Here is a 17,583-nt window from a genome sequence, read left to right on the forward strand (position 1 = left end):
GAAAATACGAAGCACATAGCCACACCGGCGAGGAAGCAGCGCTCGGCGGCCCGGTCGCTACGGTCATAGCGGCCGGGCGAGGAGGTCCTGCACCGGCCGGGGTCGGTGCAGTGCGAGGAGGGCCTGGTCGTCCTGGGGCGCGCCTCCGCTGTGGCGGCTGACGTCGCGGGCCAAGAGATCGAGGACCGTCGCGGGTTCCGGGGAATGGCCGGTCTGGCGCAGGTAGGACTGCATCATGCGGGGGACGCGGTCGGCGGGGTCGTAGAAGACGCCGGCCGGGTCACGGGCCTCGGTGACGCCGTCGGTGAAGCACACCAGCATCGCCCCGGGCGGGAAGGAGTACGTCTCCACCGGTGATGTCCAGCCCCCCAGAGCGGCGATGCCCAGGGGCGGTGCTTCCTCCTCCGGCTCCAGTACGCGCGCTTGGCCGTCCGCATACAGCAGCAGAGGGGCGGGATGGCCGCGGTTGACGATGTGGACCTGACTCAGGTCCTCGGCGAACTCAACGATCAGGGCAGTGGTGAATCCCTCGGTCGCATCCAGGCCCTCCCTGCGCTGGCCCTCGCGCAACAGGGCCTCCTCCATGCAATCCACCAGGGCCGGCAGGTCGGGCTCATGGTCCGCTGCGTAGCGGAAGACCCCGATGTCGACACTGACCGCCGTCACGGCGGACAGGCCCTTACCCCTCACGTCGCCGACCATGGCACGCACACCGAACGGAGTCTCCTGCATCACGTAGAGGTCGCCGCCGATCAGCGCCATGTCTTCGGCCGGTACATAGCGGGCGGCGATCCGCAGGTCCCCCAGTCGGCTCGGGGGGTTGGGCAGCACTGCGCGCTGGGCCACCTCCGCGGCGTAGCGCGCACGGTTCGCGCTCACGTGCTGGGTGCGCAGGGACCGGTTCAGGCCGACCGCCAGTACGGTGACGGCCGCCAGCGTGATCTGGACAACCGCGTCGCCCTGCCAGTCGTAGGTTCCGTCGACGAACGCCAGACCCGTCTGCACCACCATCGCGGCAAGGCCGATCCCGACAATGCCCGCCGGACTGAGCAGCGAAACTGCTGTCACCGGCGCCACGGCCAGCAGCGGAGCGGACGACATCGAGGGAGGCGTCAGCAGATCCACCAACGCCGCGAGAGCGATCACCACGGCGGGAACCCAGCGGCGTACCTGTGACCACACCGGCAACACCCTCATCAGGCCATTCTGCCCTCCCGGTGGGCTCGCGACAGCGGAGCGGCCACGGTAACGATCCAACGGGGCCAAACGGCCGACATCTCGATGTGGGCAATGGCCTCCCAACGCAGCCTACGCAGCCTCTGCAGGGGCCGCGCGCTGCGCCGGCCACCTCTCGCGCATTCTCAGCGGCGAGCGGTACCCCGACTGGCCCGTCATCGTCAGCATCGCCGGTGCCTACGACACCGAGGCCCGCGCTCTCCGCAGGCTCCGGGAAGACACCGAGACTCACCCGCGGCGATACACAGCGCAAGGAGTGCTCGCCTTCGCGCCCCTGTGGGAGACCGACGACGACCGCGCCGTCGCAGAGCCCCACGGCCACGGACCCGGCGGCCACCAGCACCGCACCGCCACACAACTTGAGGAGAGGCTCATCGCCCTCAGCAGCGCCCTGAGCCCGTCTCCCCTCTTCGCCGCCGCGGGCACAGCCCCCGCCGCCACAGCCCGCCCACGGCCCTCCCCGCTCCGTGAGCACCCCGTGCGGCCCCTGTCCCCGCGTACGCGTTCGGGGGCGACGGTCTGTCGGCTGGTGGGCGGCGTGGGGTGCTCACGGAGTACGCGGTGGGATTGCAGGTGTGCAGGAGGTGGGAGCCGGCTTCCGGGTGCCTGGAGTGCGGGCCGGCTCGTTCCACTTTCTCCCTGGGACGGCTGGGACGCATCATCGCGTGAGTCGTCGGAAACGCTGAGCGACGCAGGGTCACGCTCCGGTGGACCTGCAGATCGCTCAAGGAGAATCCGATGAATCGACGCATGATCCGCAGCGGCCTGGTCGCCACGGTCGCCGCTCTCGCCATGGTCCCCGCGGTGGCGTTCGCCGACTCCTGTCCGGACCCCGCCCCCGGCTGGCACTCCGCGTACCAGAGCACGGCGACGATGAGGACCACTCATGCGTACGGCCGCGTGGTGACCCCGAACGACATCAACCTGAATGTCCGTTCGGGTCCGGGCACCGCCTACCGCGTGGTCGACACCGTACGCGCCGGCCGCGTGCGGTCCCTCGTGTGCAAGACCAACGGCAGCACGGTGCGGGGCAATGAGCGCTGGTACAAGCTCTCGCACCACCGGGGTTATGTCTCCGCCCACTACGTCCACGCCTTCCGCGCCGTCCCGTGGTGCCGCTTCCTCGGCAACTGATGCCGGCTTCCGTGGTGACGCCGCAATGACCTCTGGCTGCCCGTCCGTTCGAGGGGGCGAGCGGACGGGCAGCCGGTCCGAGTTCTTGGAGCGCTTGATGGTCAGAGACATGCAGGAGCCACGACCGGGACGCAGGGCCGTGTGCGGCCTCGGGGTGATCGCGGCGGCGGCTGCCGTGGTGCCGGCACAGTGGGCGCGGGCGGCACCGGCACCGAGCCGGAAGCTGCCCACCCTGTCCGCGGCGGGCCGGCCGTTCCTCGCCGGGCGGCTGCGGCACACCACGGTGCTGCAGTCGTTCGCCGTCGACGAACGGCAAGGTCATCTCTACGCCCTGCAGCTGGTGGCGGGCGGAATCCGGCTGGCGGGCGAGGAGACGGCCGCGCCCCACGCGGAACGTGTCAGGAACGGTGATCTGTGTCTGAACCGGCTCACCCTTGACGGCTCCGCGGCCGGCCACATGTATCTGAAGGGCTTTGGCCACGGAGGCTCGATCGGGCTGGAGGAATCCGCGGACGGCGTCACGCTGTGGACGGAGTGGGATGCCAACCCGTCATCCGGCTACGGGCGTGGGGTGTGCCGCTTCCGTTTCACGGACGGTCAGGTGCTGGAACGCGGCAGCGGCGAGCTCGGCACGTACCACCCCGTCATCGGCTCCACCAGCAACTTCCCTGCCCTTGATGTGACGCACCGACAACTGCTGCTGCGGTACAAGAGGGACGGTATACCGAGGTTCGCCCTGTACGACCTGGACCGGTTCCGGGCCGGTTGGTTCCTTCCGCTGACCGACTTCGCCCAGCCGGGCGCCGAACTGGGGCTGCCCTTCCAGGGCATGGCCCTGTACGGCAATTACGCCTACCAGCTCCTGGGCAGTGCGTACGGAACGGGGAATCCGGCGGCCTCGGGTGGGAACACCCGGTTGTACCGCATCGATCTACGGACCGGACGTGTGGTGTGGCAGCACCTGGAGCGGACGGCTCCGGGCCTGTCGCCGCGCGAGCCGGAAGGCCTGGCCGTGCTGCGGAGTGACGGCACGCCGCGACTGTGCCTGGGGTTCGTCGAAGGTCCGGCGGGCGGTCGCGGTTTCCGACTGTATGACAAAGCGCTCAGCTGACATGTTCCGTTCGGTGCGTGCGGGGTGTCATCGGCCGCCGCGAGTGGGTACACATTCCGCCATCCGGGAGGAAACAGACCCCCGGATCGCCGGTCGGGGCCGCTGATGCGGCCCCTCCCGGGTCGGAAGCAGGGTGGTAAGGGGAAGCGCACATGGTGTCCCACTGGCGGCCGCTGCCCGACACGCTCGATTCCGCCGCGCAACGTCTGGCGGAGGAGTTGCGCGTACTCAAGGAACGGACCGGGCTGAGCCTGGACGGGCTGGCCAGGAAAACCCCGTACAGCAAGTCCGCCTGGCACCGCTATCTCAACGGCGAGAAGCTGCCGCCGCGAAGCGCGGTCGAGGCGCTCGGCCACGTGGCAGGCGCGGATCAGGAACGGCTGCTCGCGGTGTACGACGCCGCGCACCTCGCCCGCACCGCCCCCGTGGCCGACCCGTCCGAGCCGCCCACGGCTCCCGTCGTGGCGGAACGGACCGGGCGGGCCGGAAAGGTGGTGCAAAGCGCCGGGGCGCTGCGGACCGCCGGAGCGCTGGTGGCGCTGACGGCACTGGTGGCAACCATGGGAGCGGCGGCCTCGATCGTGGAGATTCCCGCACGTGCCGCGCGGACGGACCGGGACGCGTCCCATGCGTGCCACGGCCACCGATGCCAGGGGCGGTACCCGTGGCGGCTCGGCTGCAATCGCGACGCGCGCGCCGAGAGCGCCATCGTGGACACCACCTACACCGTGCGGCTCCGGTTCAGCCCGTCGTGCGGCACCGTCTGGTCGGAGGTGCTGCCGCGCTCCGGCGGCGCACAGAAGGTCTCGATCTGGGTCGGCCGTGACGCGCGGCTCACCTCCCACCCCGACGGCCGTGAGGGACTTGCCGTCAGCCCCATGCTGGCCACGTCGGATCTGCGGCAGGCCGTGGCGTGCGCGAAGGTGGCGGACCGGGTGGCGTGCACGGGCGCCATCGAGCTGACGAGCCGGGCTCGCCCCAAGGACGGTGATGACTTTCCTGGCCCCAAGTTCCTTGAACGGGTGATGCATTGAGGTCACCGACCGATGATGGACAGGCGAGCCGCTGCCTGTTGTCCGTCGCCGTGCGGAGGCGGCCATGGGCAGTGTGGCCGCCGTCGATCTGGTCGCCGATCCGGGTCAGACCTCGAAGCCGCGCCCGGTCCGCCCGGAGGCGCCCCTTCCGATGCGCCATCCAGTCAGCTCGACGCCCCTGTGGAAACGCTGTCCGCGTGAGACTCGATGCACCACACAGCCGGCGTCTCCGCGGCCGGTCAGGCGGTAGTGGCAGGGGCGTGGAAGTAGTGGCCCTCCTCGATGTCCGCGAGGAGGCCGGGGTGGATCGGCTCCCAGCCCAGCAGTTCGCGGGTCAGGGTGTTCGATGCCGGGGTGTCGGCACCGAGGAAGGCGCCCAGCCAGGCGAAGTGCTCGGCCGCGGCCTCGGGAGCCACGGAGGTCACCGGCACGTCGAGGTGACGGCCGATCACCTGCGCGATGTCGCGGATCGCGACGCCCTCCTCCGCGACGCCGTGCAGCACCGATCCGGCGGGAGCCTTCTCGACCGCCAGGCGGAACAGCCGTGCCGCGTCGAGGCGGTGGACGGCCGGCCAGCGGTTGGCGCCGTCGCCGAGGTAGCCGGAGACGCCCTCGGCACGGGCAATGGCGGCCAGGGTCGCCATAAAACCGTGGTCACCTTCGCCGTGGCAGGTGGGAGAGAGACGCACCACGGATGAGCGCACGCCGCGCGAGGCGAGCGCAAGCACCGCCTGGGCGGTGGCCGACCGGATCGAGAGCGGCGAGCCGTCGATCGTCGGCATGTCCCGCTCGATCGCCACCCGTCCGGGCGCGAGGCCGACCAGGCCGGAGGCGAGGACGAAGGGGCGGTCGGTGCCGGCGAGCGCGTCGCCGAAGGTGTCGACGGCGCGGCGGTCGGCCTCGGCGGCGCCTTGGAAGTCGCCGGTGAACGCGATGTCGTGCTTGAAGGCGAGGTGGATCACCCCGTCCGAGGCGGCGGCAGCGCCCCGCAGGACGTCAAGGTCGTCGACGGTGCCGCGGAGGACCTCCGCCCCGGCCGCGGTGAGTGCGGCGGCGGAGGCGTCGGAGCGGGCGAGCCCGACGACCTGGTGCCCCGCGTCGATGAGCTCGGGAACGACGGCGGAGCCGATCCAGCCGGACGCGCCGGTCACAAAGATGCGCATGGGTGGAACTCCAAACAGTTGATGTCAGTCACTGTCATCGACGCTACACCCGATGTCAGCCGCTGTCATCACGTAGGATCTGCGCATGGGTAGATGGGAGCCGAACGCAGGCGGGCGCCTGGCGAAAGCCGCGTTGGAGCTCTACAGCGAGCGCGGGTTCGAGCAGACCACCGTGGCGGAGATCGCCAAGCGGGCCGGGCTCACGGAGCGGACCTTCTTCCGGCACTACGCCGACAAGCGCGAAGTGCTGTTCGCCGGCTCCCGCGAGTTGCAGGAGCTGTTTGCGCAGGCGGTCGCCGACGCGCCGGAGTCCGCGCCGCCGATCGACGCGCTGGCGGTGGGCCTTGACGCGGTCTCCGGATTCTTCGCCGATCGCCGCGAGTACGCGCGGAAGCGGCAGGATGTGATCATGGCGAACGCGGAACTCCAGGAGCGCGAGCTGATCAAGCTCGCCTCGATGTCGGCCGCGCTCGCCGACACCCTGCGCCAACGCGGGGTCGCGGAGCCGGCCGCGAGCCTCACCGCTGAGGCGGGGCTCGCCGTCTTCAAGGTCGGCTTCGAACGCTGGATCATGGCGGCCGAGAAACGTGAAATGTCGCAGCTGATGCGGGAATCACTGGACGAGCTCAAGGCCGTGACTGCGGGCGGCTAGAGCCGGCTAGAGCCTGCCTTCAAAGTCCCGTCTGTACGGGGCGGCAGACCGGTGGTCAGGACCGGGCGTGATCCCGGAGGCGCCAGGCCGTGGCGAGGTGGAGGTCGGCGCAGGGTCCGGCGGGGCGGCATCCGCTTCTCGCCCCGGGCCGGACCGACCGCGGAGCTCCCGGACTGCGCCAGCCCGGCGACGGTCAGGACGGGGGCGAGAGGGGACACATGCGTCGCCGGGGGGTGAGCCGAGCGAGGGCAACGGCGACCAGGAGAAAGTCGCCGGGCGGCGAAGAGGTTCGGGTAGATCTGGGTACCCGGAGAGCGGGGCGTTCGCCTCACCGGCAGCACGCCCGGACGTTGGAGCACCCGAAACGGCCGTCGGCCTCAGCAAACGGTCGTACAGCCGGCTGCATCCGGGACCTCACCCGGGTCACGGGGTACAGGCACCTGGTATCAGCGTTTCTGCAGGAAGGAGGCCGTGATGACGGCCGAGCACGGATCCACCGGTTTGATCGGTCCCGACAGCGATCTGGACCAGGTCTTCGAGCTTGCCCAGCAGCTGCGCGTCGACTCCGTGCGCGCCAGCACCGCGGCCGGCTCGGGCCACCCCACCTCCAGTATGTCCGCTGCCGATCTCATGGCCGTCCTGATGGCCCGCCACCTGCGCTACGACTGGCAGCAGCCGACGAACTCGACAGGCGACCACCTGATCTTCTCCAAGGGCCACGCCTCCCCCCTCCTGTATTCCATGTTCCTCGCCGCCGGAGCCATCGACGAGCAGGAACTGCTGACCACCTACCGCCGAAACGGCGCCCGCCTGCAGGGCCACCCCACACCCGTGCTGCCCTGGGTGGACGTAGCCACCGGCTCACTGGGCCAGGGCATCGCCTACGGCGTGGGTATCGCCCTGACCGGACGCGACCTGGAAAAGCAGCCCTACCGCGTATGGGTGCTGTGCGGAGACAGCGAGATGGCCGAAGGCTCGGTGTGGGAGACCCTGGACAAGGCCGGCCGCCACCAGCTGGCCAATTTCATTGCCATCATCGACGTCAACCGCCTCGGTCAATGCGGCCCCACCGAACTGGGCTGGGACACGGACGCCTACGCCCGCCGCGCCGAAGCCTTCGGCTGCCGCGCTCTCCTCATCGACGGCCACGACATCGAAGCCATCGATCAGGCCCTGGCCACTGCCGCCGACGGACAGGCCCCCACCGTCATCGTCGCCAGGACGGTCAAAGGCCAGGGTGTGGCGGAGATCGCCGATGCCGAGGGCTGGCACGGTAAGGCCCTGCCCGACGACCTCGCCGAACGCGCCATCGGCGAACTGGGCGGCGTGCGCCACCTCACCGTCCGCGGCCCCCGGCCGCCCGCCGACGCCCACCCCCGCGAGCCCATGGGTGACGTGACCATCGAACTGCCGCACTTCGAGGCCGGCGACAAGGTCGCCACCCGCGTGGCCTTCGGCAAGGCCTTGGTTGCACTCGGCGCACGCGCCGACATCGTCGTCCTGGATGCGGAAGTAGGCAATTCCACCCACGCCGAGGACTTCGGCAAGGTCCACCCCGAGCGCTACTTCCAGACCTACATCGCCGAACAGCAAATGATCGCCTCGGCGGTCGCCATGGCCGTCCGCGGCTACCGTCCGTACGCCGCGACCTTCGCCGCATTCCTCACCCGGGCCCACGACTTCATCCGCATGGCCGCGATCTCCCAGGTGACCCTGGCCCTGTCGGGCAGCCACAGCGGCGTCGAGATCGGCGCAGACGGGCCCTCCCAGATGGGCGTGGAAGATCTCGCCATGATGCGCGCGGTGCACGGCTCCACCGTGCTCTACCCCAGCGACGCCACCTCCGCCGCAGCCCTGACCGTCGCCATGGCCGACCTCGAAGGCATCTCCTACCTCCGCACGACCCGAGGCGCCTACCCCGTCCTCTACACCGCCGTCGAAACCTTCCCCATCGGCGGCTCCAAGACATTGCGCGCCACCGACCAGGACCAGGTCACCCTCATCGGCGCCGGTGTCACCCTGCACGAATGTCTGCTCGCCGCCGACCAACTCGCCAGCGACAACATCAGCGCCCGCGTCATCGACCTGTACTCCGTCAAACCCGTGGACGCCGATACCCTCGCCCGCGCCGCCCGGGACACTCACGCCCTCGTCATCGTCGAGGACCACCACCCCGAAGGCGGCCTCGGCGAAGCAGTCCTGTCCGCCCTCGCCGAACGCCGCCAGGCTCCAGCCATCGCCCACCTGGCCGTCCGCAACCTGCCCGTCTCCGGCACACCCACCGAACTCCTCGACGCCGCCGGCATCTCCCACCCCCACATCGCCCGTACCGCCCGCGACCTCATCGCGCGCTGACCCGCGCGTCTCACCGGGAGTTGTGTCCTGACAGCAATGTGCCTGCGCCGGATCGGGGCGGACCCGGCGCAGGCCCGGAAGAGGCCGGCAGAGCACGCCGAGCGGCCCGGCGCGCCCCCTGGACGTTCCCCCGCCGTCAGAACAGGGCTTCGCCACCCCCTCGTGCACTGTGCGCGACCCGATCGAGGGCCTGGGGGCAGGTGGCGTCCCTGGCCGACGGCATCCATACGTCGGGAGCATTGTCGTCCTGGGCGCGGTTGGACGTATGAGGACTCGTCACCGGCGAGGAAGAGCATCACCGGTGCGACCTCGCCTGCCCTGCCCGCGCGGGCCATGGGGGGGTACGCACGATGTCCGGCTGCTGATGGCCATGCTCGTCCAGCAGCTCCTGGATCATCGGTGTGGTGAGCACCCCGGGATGCACGGAGTTGACCCGTACGTTGTCCCGGGCGTACTCGACCGCGGCGGTCTTCGACAGCGAACGCACAGCGCCCTTGGACGTCGTGTACGCAGCGGCTGCACCGCTGCCCACCAGCCCCAGCACCGAAGAGGTGTTGGTCACCGACCCGTGGCCACTCGCCCGAAGAAGCGGCCTGGCTGCCTACATGCCGAGCCAGGTGCCCTTCTGGTTTCGGGCCAGGCGTGCGGTCCGCTACGAGGCGACCGTTCTCGTCGCGACTCTCAACGAGTGGCTGTGACCAGCACATTCGACAAGTTCCCTAGGCGTCGCACACCAGCTCTCCGATGGTGCGCTCCAGCCAGGCGCGGTCGGCCCTGCTGGTGGCGTTGGCGAGTTGGAGCATGCCGCGGCGGAAGTGGTCGGTCATCTCGCGGGCGCGCAGCGGGCGGCCGTCCTCGTAGAAGTAGCTGCCGGGCTCGTCCATGAAGGCGAGGCGGCGGCGCAATACGCGGGCCTGGTCGGCGGGGTTGGGCAGCCGGCCGAGGAAGGCGAGCAGGATGAAGAAGGAGTTGCGGTCGGTGATCTCAAGGTCGGCGGGCTCGCGTAGGCGGCGCATGAGTTCGGCGCGGCCGGATTCGGTGAGGGTGAGGACCTGGCGGGGTGTGGCGCGTTCGCCGGGTTCGGTGTGGCGGGTGAGGTGCCCGGCGGCTTCCAGACGCTTGATGGCGGGGTAGAGAGCGCCGTCGCTCACGGGGCGCACATGGCCGCTGAGACCGGAGATGCGGGCGCGCAGGTCGTACGCGTGCAGGGGTTCCTCGTTGAGGAATCCGAGGATGCAGAGGGTGAGCACCGGGCCTCCGAGGTGCGTACTTCGCGGTCGTCGTGGCTGTCCAGAGTAGTCGCGCAAAATTATACCTCTAATAGAGATACCTCTGTTAGAGTCAAAGCCATGACGACGGCAACCACGCAGTACTTCCGCAACCCGGACGGCATACGGCTCGCCTACCTCGACCTGGGCGGCACCGGCCACCCCGTCCTCGCGCTGCACGGCTCCTATGGGCGCGGCCGCTCCATGCTCGGGCTCGCCGATCACCTCGGACCCGAATACCGGCTCATTGCGCTCGACCAGCGCGGGCACGGCCTCTCCGACCACCCCGACGACTACGGGCGAGAGGGCTACGTCGCCGACGCGGCGGCGCTCGTCGAACACCTCGGACTCGGCCCCGTCGCGATCGTCGGACACTCACTCGGCGGCATCAACGCGTACCAACTGGCCGCGAGGCGACCGGAACTGGTCTCGGCCGTGGTCGTGGTGGACTTTCCGGCGGAGTACCGGGCACCGATCGGCAAAGATCAGCTGCACGCTCTGCCGACGCACTTCCCGAGCATGCGGGCGATGCTGGACGCACTCGCGCCTATGGACGAGCCCCGGCACTTCACCGAGAGCGCGGTGGAGGAACCGGAGGGCTGGCGGTTCCTGTGGCGGGCGGAGGAGGTACATGCCGCCAAGGTCGGTGTCCGAGGCGACTGGTGGGGCGACTTCACCGCCGCCAAGCAGCCGCTGATGGTGGTGCGGGGCGGACGCAGCCCGGTCGTCCCGCCCGAGCACGCGGAGGAGATGGTCCGTCTCCGACCTGGCACAGAAGTCGTGACGATCGACGGGCATCACGACTTCTACATCACGCACCAGGCGGAACTGGGCGCGACAGTAAGGGAATTCCTCGACCGCACGGCCCCGTGGGCGGTGTGACGCCTCCTCCTCGACCGCCATGCCAAGGTCGACTTTCGATACACGTACACGCCGTAACCGCGCCTCTGCCTCGACGCGGACGCCAGGACACGCCTGCTCCGGTTGACCCGGCTCCCAGGTCGCACGCGGGATCAAAGGCAACTGCGGGACGTGGGTGCGGCCGAGCACCTGCCCGGCCTGCTGCTACCGGCCTCGCCGATCGTGGGGCTCACCACGACGTCGTCGCCCGCGCGCGTCCGGCTGCCTCACGACCGGACGGCATCAGTCACCCCGCGCCGTTCTCCTCCGGTACGACCGCCATGGCCTCGACTTCGACGAGGTATTCCGGCTGCGCCAGAGCCTGCACTCCGATCCATGAGGACGGGGGCGGGTTCTCCGTTCCGAATGTATCGACGAGGACGCGACCGATCAGATCAGCCTCGGGACCGGACTCAAAGTTCGGAAGGTAGAGCCGAAGGATCTGGATGTCGTCCGGGGTGCCGCCGACGGCTTCGAGAGCGATGAACACATGCTTCAGCGCCTGGCGAAGCTGCGCCTCCCGCCCCACCGCCGTCACTTCGTGGTTGCTGTCCCATGCCACCTGACCCGCGATGTTGACGATCTTTCCCGGTGGGGAGACCGCGACCTGGGAGAAGCCCCATGGCCTGCTGGAGAACAGTTCCTGCGGCTGGAGCGTCATACGCGGCACGTCACACTTCCCTGATCGCAGATTGCGGATTACCCATCGTGATCCACTCTATGCGGCAGACGCCCACACCCCAGATCATCCAGCCGCAGAGTCCGCACGGCCGGCGTTCAAACACACCTACTCGGAGGACGTTCTGGCGCCCTTTACCCATACGTCGAGGGTCTGGTGAGTGGTTGAAGGGGTCGGCGTGCTACACGGTGAGTGTGTGGGACGTGGTGCATGCGCGGGGCTGTTGCGCTCGCGGCGACGCTGGGGCCTCGGGCCTCGTCCGGACACCTTTCGGACCCCAGGACCGGAACCAGCTGGGGAGGAGGCGCCGGAATCGGTCCGGGACGGGGGCGACGACGAGCGGTCCGGGGCTGCGCGACGTCGTCGCAAGTGGTCTGGACGTTCAAGTGCCCCAACAAGGCGGCACCGACGCGAATTTGAGTTCCCTGATATCCGCCGATGTCGGGGACGCCGGCACAGCGACCGTATCGTCGCGGCCCTCAGCGAGTGGCTGTGACCAGCACGGCGCCGCCCCGTAAGCCTTAGAGAGCCCGGCAGTAGGCGGTTCGGACAGGGGCTGTTGGCGATTGTTGGGTTTGGCGAGCGGTGGGCCTGTCGGTGGTTGCGCTTACTGGGCGTGGTGAGAGCGTTGCGTGCCGGGGCCCTCTTGCGCTTTCCGCAGCGTCAACTCCTACGGTCATGGGTGTGGCCGGAGAGACCGGCCCGGCGATGAAAGGCACGGCTATGGCCTGGTCCATTGCGGACGTGGCCCGGATGTCCGGGGTGACGTCCCGGACGCTGCGGCACTACGACGAGATCGGGCTGCTTGCTCCTGCGTACATCGGGAGCAACGGCCACCGCTATTACGAGGAAGCGGATCTGCTGCGGCTGCAGCAGATCCTGCTGATGCGGGAACTCGGTCTGGGACTGCGCGAGATCACAGCGGTCCTGGAGAGCCAGGTCGACCAGGTGGCCGCGCTGCGCGAGCACCACTGCAGGCTGCTGGCGGAGCGGGAGCGGCTGGATGTGCTGGCCGCCACAGTCGGCCGCACCATCGCCGAACTTGAAGAAGACAAGGACACCCACGACATGACGAAGATCAGCATGCCGGAGAACCTGTTCGAGGGCTTCGATGCCGCCCGACACGAGGCGGCCGCCCGTGAGCAGTGGCCTGACGAGGGGGAGCAGTCGAGGCAGTTCGCAGGCACACTCACCGATGAGGACCAGGCGCGGCTGCAGCGGGAGGCGACTGCAGCGATGGTCCGCATGGCCGAGTTCATGGCATCCGGCACGCCGGTGACCGACCCGGCGGTGCAGGCCGAGGTCGATGCCCAGTACCGGGGCATCTGCCGGATGTGGACCCCGAACGCGGCCGCGTTCAAAGCCCTCGGGCGGACCTATGTCGACGATGTGCAGTGGCGCGCTGCCTACGACCAGGTCGCTGCCGGGCTCGCCACGTACCAGCGGGACGCGATGGCCGCCTACGCGGACGCCCGCCTGAGCTGACCGGCCACCGGCTGCTGGAGGGCTGCAGACCTCCAGCCCCGGGCATCTTCCACCCGATCTGATCCACCACCTGGCGATGCCCTGTCCGCATGGGGCTGAGCTATCTGGCCCAGGACTGGCTGCTGTCCCTGCCCGGCCGCCCGGAGCCCGTCGCCGTCCAGATCGTCGAAGCCACCCCGCAACAGCTCCGGGTGAAAAACGTCGACTACGGCTACGCAGACGCGGACATCGGCCACATCTTCGTCCTCGACGTCCCCGCCGCCGCCGCCGGGCAGCTTCACCCGCGCTGACCCCAACCCAGCAGCCCCGGTCGCATCGGCGACGCTGGACGGGACGAGCGCGGCGGCACCACATGTCGGCGTCATCCCCTCCCGGAGAACTTGTGCCCGTCCTACCGTCCTGCCTGCTCGAAGCCTTGTGGGACCAGTTCGCGGTGCTGCTGCCCGAGCATGTGGACACACACCCGCTGGGGTGCCACAACCCGCGCATACCCGACCGTGTGGTCTTCGAGCACGTCATCGCCGCGCTGGTGCACGGCTCCGGCTACGAACGCATCGCCACTTCCGGCTGCTCGGACCGCACAATTCGACGCCGCGTCAGATACTGGGCCCAGCTGGGGAGAGCCGAGCAGGTCCATGCACTCGCACTCGAGGCGTACGACCGCATGATCGGCCTGGAGCTCGGCGAGCTGTCCGTGGACGGCTGCATCACCAAGGCCCCGTCCGGCGGGGAGGCCGCCGGACGCTCGCCGGTGGACCGTGGCAAGCAAGGTCTGAAACGCTCGGTGGCAACTGAAGCCGCCGGCGTCCCCCTCGGCATCGTCTCGGCCGGGGCCAACCGCCACGACTCCCCGCTGCTGGTCCCCACCCTGGAAGCCGCCAAAAACCAGGTAGGCGAGCTGCCCGAGCATGTCAACGTGAGCCTGGACCGTGGCTACGACGGCCACAGGACCCGTGCCGCGCTGGGAGAGCTGGGCTTCACCGCTGAGATCGCCCGCAAGGGCGTCCCTGCCCCGATCCAGGCCGGCAAGAGATGGGTGGTGGAACGCAGTCACGCGTGGATGAACGGCTTCGGCAAGCTACGGCGCTGCACCGAGAAACGCAGCCGCATCGTGGACTTCTACCTCTACCTGTCCGCAGCGATCGTCACACTGCGAATGCTCATGCGCCGGGCGACCCCCCTCTATCGCTGGGACAACCGCCCCACCACCAAGCGACTCAAGTGACACCTACTGCCGGGCTCTCTTAGAGACCGGTGGCGGGCACTGCTTGGAACGGCGCCGTCCGCTGGGTCGACGGGTCTTGGCACAGGCCCTCGGAACGAGACGGGTTCCCCCGGGCGGACCTCTCTCGGTCGCAGCCGGCGTCCCGGCTCGGCCCACCTTGTGCCTGTGGTCGGGAAGGGCGCCTGACCTGCCTGTTCTTCTGCGCCCGTCAGGGCGTGAGCAGGTCAGCGAGTTCTGTTCGGGAGCTGATGCCGAGCTTGGGGAACGCGCGGTAGAGGTGGTGGCCGACGGTGCGTGGGCTCAGGAACAGGTGCGTGGCGATCTCGCGGTTGGTGGCGCCGGTGGCCGCGAGGCGGACGACTTCGCGCTCCTGGGCGCTCAGGCGGGTCAGGGGGGAGTCGGTGGAGTCGGACGGGTCGTGGGTTTCGCCGGCTGCCTGGAGTTCCGTGCGAGCGCGGTGGGCCCAGGGTCGGGCGTTCAGCTGATCGAAGGTTTTCAGTGCGGTGCGCAGTTGGTCGCGGGCGTCGATTTTGCGGCGCGAGCGGCGCAGCCATTCGCCGTAGAGGAGTTGGGTGCGCGCCCGATCGAAAGCGTTGCCGTCGGTGTGTAGGTCCAAGGCGGCCAGATAGTGCTGCTCGGCCTGTGTGTCCGGGCTGGTCAGGGCCGCGCAGCGGTGCGCTTGGGCGGTGAAGTGGAGCTGTCCGAGGTCGGCCGCCCATGTCATGAGCTGGTCCGCGGGTGCCCGCGCCCCTTCCGGATGTCCGGCGCGCACGGCCGCCTCGATCAGATCCGGCAACAGCTGCCGGGCCAGGAAGGGGTGGCCCGCCGCCTGCCGGGCCGCCTCCAGATGGCGCAGCGCGTCCTGCGCCCGCCCGAGGCCGAGGTCGAGCAGCCCCAGCGCCCACAGCGCCTCCGCCGCGCCCCGTCCGACCTCGCGCGGGCGGGCGTACTCCAGTGCCTGTTCGGCCATTTTCCGGGTCTGCGCCTCCTCCCCTTGGACGGCGGCCAGCACCGCCAACAGGGCGCGCAGATGGGCTGCTCGGTGGTCCAGGTCGTAGCCGTCGGCCAGCCGGAGCGCTTCGGTGGCGTGTGCGTGCGCGTCGTCGAGCCGGCCGAGCGCCAGCTCCACCTGGGCGCGCAGATGCAGCGTGGTGGGCAGCCATCCGCCGATGCCCTGCTCGCGGCAGTGGGCGACCGCCGCGGCGGCCAGTTCGTGCGCGGTCGCGTGATCGGCCATCAGGTGGCAGTGGATCGCGGTCACCAACTGGTCCATGAGCCCGACGTCGGCGAGGCGTCCGGCCCGTACGAGAGTGTCCAGGGACCGGCGCGCGCCGGGAAGGTCGCCCGCCAGGAGGTGGGCGGGCACGGCCAGGATCGGCAGATGGGGTGTGCGGACGCCGATCTCCACCATGAGGGGTGCGTCGCCCGCGCAGAAGGCCGCGTGGATGGCATCGGTCAGCAGCGGCGCGAGCTTGTCGGGGCGGTCGGCCGAGATCGTGTCCGCGCAGTCGGCCAGGATGCGGGCGGCCCGGCGGGGGCTGCCGTAGCCGAGCTCGACCACGGAGCGTACGCGGGCGAAGTCCGCCGCCATCCCTGGGTCCCGCAACGGCAGTGGCACCTGGTCGGTGAGAGCGCGGCACCGTTCGTCCTGGCCGGCCTCGCTCGCCTTCTGCGCGGCGGTGATCAGGCGGCGGGCGTGTCGGTGCGGATCGGCGGTCAGGCGGGCGGCCCGCTCGTACGCCGCGGACGCGGACGCCATCGCCTGCCTGCTTCCGGCCCACTCGGCGACCCGTTCCAACTCCGCGGCGACCTCTTCGTCCGGGCCGGTCGTCGCGGCGGCCAGGTGCCAGGCGCGCCGGTGCGCGTGCTGGGCGCCGTCCAGGTCCGCCGCCAACGCCCGGTGCGCCGCGATCCGCCAGGCCAGCGGGGCCTGTTGGTAGGCGGCGAACCGGATGAGGGGGTGCCGGAAACGCAGTTTCTGCGCGGAGACGAAGACCAGTCCGGCACGCTCGGCGGGCTCCAGATCCCTGACCTCCCCGTCGAGCCGGCCCGCGGCTGCCAGCACGGTGGGAAGGTCCCCGGTGTCGTCGGCCGCGGCCACCGCGAGAGTGCGCTGGGTCGCGTCGGGAAGGCGGCGGATCTGCTGTGCGAACGCATCCTGGAGCTGATGGGGCAGCTCGGGCCGCGCCTCGGCCGGCGCCAGCGGCCCCAGCTGTCCGGCGCGCTGCGCCGGGGTCAGTGCGGCGGCCAACTCCCGCAGCGCCAGCGGGTTTCCCTGCGCCTGGTCCAGGATGTGCTCGGCGACCGGGGGTGCGAGGCGGGGCAGCAGCGCCACGGCCGACCGCCGGTCGATGCCGGTGACGTGTACGCGCGGCAGCGCCCTCGATCCGCTCTCCGGCGAGGTGCCGCGGGTGGCGAAGAGCATGACGATGCCTTCGTCCCGCAGCCGCCGGGCGGCAAAGGTCAGCGCGTCCCCGGACGGCCGGTCGAGCCATTGCAGGTCGTCGACCAGGCACAGCAGGGGGTCGTCCGTGGCCGCCTCGGACAGCAGCGACAGTGTGGCGAGCCCCAGGGTGAGACGGTCCCGTACGGGCTCGTCGCTCAGGCCGAAGACGGCACGCAGAGCCCCGGCCTGCGGTCCCGGCAGCCGGTCGAGTAGAGCGAGCACCGGCAGGAGGAGCTGATGGAGCCCTCCGAAAGCGAGCTCCATCTCCGACTCGATGCCCTCGACCCGCAGCACGCGCATGCCGTCCGCGTGGACGGCCGCATGCTCAAGGAGAGTGGTCTTGCCGATGCCGGCCTCGCCGTGCAGCAGCAGTGAACTGCTCACTCCGCGCCGAGAGTCGGCGAGCATCCGTTCAATGTGGCGTCGTTCCTCTGCGCGCCCCTGCACCGTCCGCTCCCCCCGCCCAGCAACCGAGCATCATGATCGACACTGTACGTCGGGGGGAGGGGCGATGCCGCAATGGGCTGTCCTCAGGCGCCTTGGAGCACCGGCCGGATCTCGATGGTCTCCAAGGTGCCGAGCTCCTTGGCGAGTTCCACGGCTTCCGCACGGTCGGCCACGTCGATGATGAACCAGCCGCCCAGGGTCTCCTCGCCGGGGTGTGCGGGCCCGTCGGTCACCGTGGCGGGCGCTGCTTCGGTGGTTTCGGTGGTCTTGCGCACGGTCGTCGCGGAGGCCGAATCGGTGTCCAGGGCATCGCCACTGATCAGTTTGCCTGCCGCCGCGATCTTGCCGATCCAGGTCTCGTAGGCCGCTCGGTGAGCGGCCCGGTCGGTCCGGATCCGGTGGCGCGACTCATCGGTCTCGAAGATCACAAGTGCGTACTTCATGAGCG

General features: G+C 70.1%; 15 protein-coding genes and 1 pseudogene. 9 read left to right on the forward strand and 7 right to left on the reverse strand.

Features of this window, described 5'->3' with window-relative positions:
• Window positions 1-63 precede the first annotated feature (63 nt).
• Window positions 64-1,197 (reverse strand): PP2C family protein-serine/threonine phosphatase, encoded by a 1,134-nt coding sequence (locus ACGFWI_RS34350; protein ID WP_393909963.1) that lies wholly within the window; start codon window positions 1,195-1,197, stop codon window positions 64-66.
• A gap of 777 nt (window positions 1,198-1,974) precedes the next feature.
• Between ACGFWI_RS34350 and ACGFWI_RS34355 the strand changes: the two genes are divergently transcribed.
• The 3 genes from ACGFWI_RS34355 to ACGFWI_RS34365 all read left to right on the forward strand — a co-directional run bounded on the left by ACGFWI_RS34355 (window position 1,975) and on the right by ACGFWI_RS34365 (window position 4,515).
• Entirely contained in the window at window positions 1,975-2,370 is a 396-nt protein-coding gene (locus ACGFWI_RS34355) for an SH3 domain-containing protein (RefSeq protein WP_393909964.1), read from the forward strand.
• Window positions 2,371-2,479: 109 nt separating this feature from the next.
• Window positions 2,480-3,481 (forward strand): teichoic acid biosynthesis protein C, encoded by a 1,002-nt coding sequence (locus ACGFWI_RS34360; RefSeq protein ID WP_393909965.1) that lies wholly within the window; start codon window positions 2,480-2,482, stop codon window positions 3,479-3,481.
• Between the two features lie 152 nt (window positions 3,482-3,633).
• Entirely contained in the window at window positions 3,634-4,515 is an 882-nt protein-coding gene (locus ACGFWI_RS34365) for a helix-turn-helix domain-containing protein (protein WP_393909966.1), read from the forward strand.
• Between the two features lie 239 nt (window positions 4,516-4,754).
• On the opposite strand, the gene ACGFWI_RS34370 is transcribed toward ACGFWI_RS34365, so the two are convergent.
• Window positions 4,755-5,678, reverse strand: coding sequence for an SDR family oxidoreductase (locus tag ACGFWI_RS34370; RefSeq protein WP_393909967.1), 924 nt, complete (start codon window positions 5,676-5,678; stop codon window positions 4,755-4,757).
• A gap of 85 nt (window positions 5,679-5,763) precedes the next feature.
• Here ACGFWI_RS34370 and ACGFWI_RS34375 point away from each other — a divergent pair, with 85 nt between their 5' ends.
• Together ACGFWI_RS34375 and ACGFWI_RS34380 are read left to right on the forward strand one after the other, a co-directional pair.
• Entirely contained in the window at window positions 5,764-6,330 is a 567-nt protein-coding gene (locus ACGFWI_RS34375; RefSeq protein WP_393909968.1) for a TetR family transcriptional regulator, read from the forward strand.
• A 474-nt stretch (window positions 6,331-6,804) separates the two neighbouring features.
• Window positions 6,805-8,685: a transketolase gene (locus ACGFWI_RS34380; RefSeq protein WP_393909969.1), complete on the forward strand. Its 1,881-nt coding sequence runs from the start codon at window positions 6,805-6,807 to the stop codon at window positions 8,683-8,685.
• A 260-nt stretch (window positions 8,686-8,945) separates the two neighbouring features.
• Here ACGFWI_RS34380 and ACGFWI_RS34385 read toward each other — a convergent pair.
• Window positions 8,946-9,316: pseudogene (locus ACGFWI_RS34385) on the reverse strand (SDR family NAD(P)-dependent oxidoreductase); the annotation flags it as partial.
• A gap of 88 nt (window positions 9,317-9,404) precedes the next feature.
• Window positions 9,405-9,935 carry a PadR family transcriptional regulator gene (locus ACGFWI_RS34390; protein ID WP_393909970.1) on the reverse strand — a complete coding sequence of 177 codons (531 nt, stop codon included), beginning with the start codon at window positions 9,933-9,935 and terminating at the stop codon, window positions 9,405-9,407.
• A 99-nt stretch (window positions 9,936-10,034) separates the two neighbouring features.
• Here ACGFWI_RS34390 and ACGFWI_RS34395 point away from each other — a divergent pair, with 99 nt between their 5' ends.
• Window positions 10,035-10,835, forward strand: a complete 801-nt coding sequence (locus ACGFWI_RS34395) for an alpha/beta fold hydrolase (RefSeq protein WP_393909971.1) — start codon at window positions 10,035-10,037, stop codon at window positions 10,833-10,835.
• Window positions 10,836-11,100: 265 nt separating this feature from the next.
• On the opposite strand, the gene ACGFWI_RS34400 is transcribed toward ACGFWI_RS34395, so the two are convergent.
• On the reverse strand, window positions 11,101-11,514 hold the full coding sequence (locus tag ACGFWI_RS34400) for a RidA family protein (RefSeq protein ID WP_393910001.1): 414 nt from the start codon (window positions 11,512-11,514) through the stop codon (window positions 11,101-11,103).
• A gap of 741 nt (window positions 11,515-12,255) precedes the next feature.
• On the opposite strand from ACGFWI_RS34400, the gene ACGFWI_RS34405 reads away from it, so the two are divergent.
• The 3 genes from ACGFWI_RS34405 (at window position 12,256) to ACGFWI_RS34415 (ending at window position 14,242) form a co-directional block, all read left to right on the forward strand.
• Window positions 12,256-13,017 carry a MerR family transcriptional regulator gene (locus tag ACGFWI_RS34405; RefSeq protein ID WP_393909972.1) on the forward strand — a complete coding sequence of 254 codons (762 nt, stop codon included), beginning with the start codon at window positions 12,256-12,258 and terminating at the stop codon, window positions 13,015-13,017.
• 89 nt (window positions 13,018-13,106) lie between these two features.
• Entirely contained in the window at window positions 13,107-13,307 is a 201-nt protein-coding gene (locus ACGFWI_RS34410; protein ID WP_393909973.1) for a hypothetical protein, read from the forward strand.
• A 92-nt stretch (window positions 13,308-13,399) separates the two neighbouring features.
• A complete protein-coding gene (locus ACGFWI_RS34415) occupies window positions 13,400-14,242 on the forward strand; it encodes an IS5 family transposase (protein WP_393909974.1) in 843 nt (280 codons plus the stop codon).
• Between the two features lie 208 nt (window positions 14,243-14,450).
• Here ACGFWI_RS34415 and ACGFWI_RS34420 read toward each other — a convergent pair whose 3' ends face one another.
• Together ACGFWI_RS34420 and ACGFWI_RS34425 are read right to left on the reverse strand one after the other, a co-directional pair.
• Window positions 14,451-17,135, reverse strand: coding sequence for an ATP-binding protein (locus tag ACGFWI_RS34420; RefSeq protein ID WP_393909975.1), 2,685 nt, complete (start codon window positions 17,133-17,135; stop codon window positions 14,451-14,453).
• Window positions 17,136-17,218: 83 nt separating this feature from the next.
• Complete coding sequence (locus tag ACGFWI_RS34425) at window positions 17,219-17,578, reverse strand: YciI family protein (RefSeq protein WP_393909976.1); 360 nt, start codon at window positions 17,576-17,578, stop codon at window positions 17,219-17,221.
• Window positions 17,579-17,583: the final 5 nt, after the last annotated feature.

This window comes from Streptomyces sp. NPDC048434 (assembly GCF_043200375.1).
Lineage (GTDB): Bacteria > Actinomycetota > Actinomycetes > Streptomycetales > Streptomycetaceae > Streptomyces.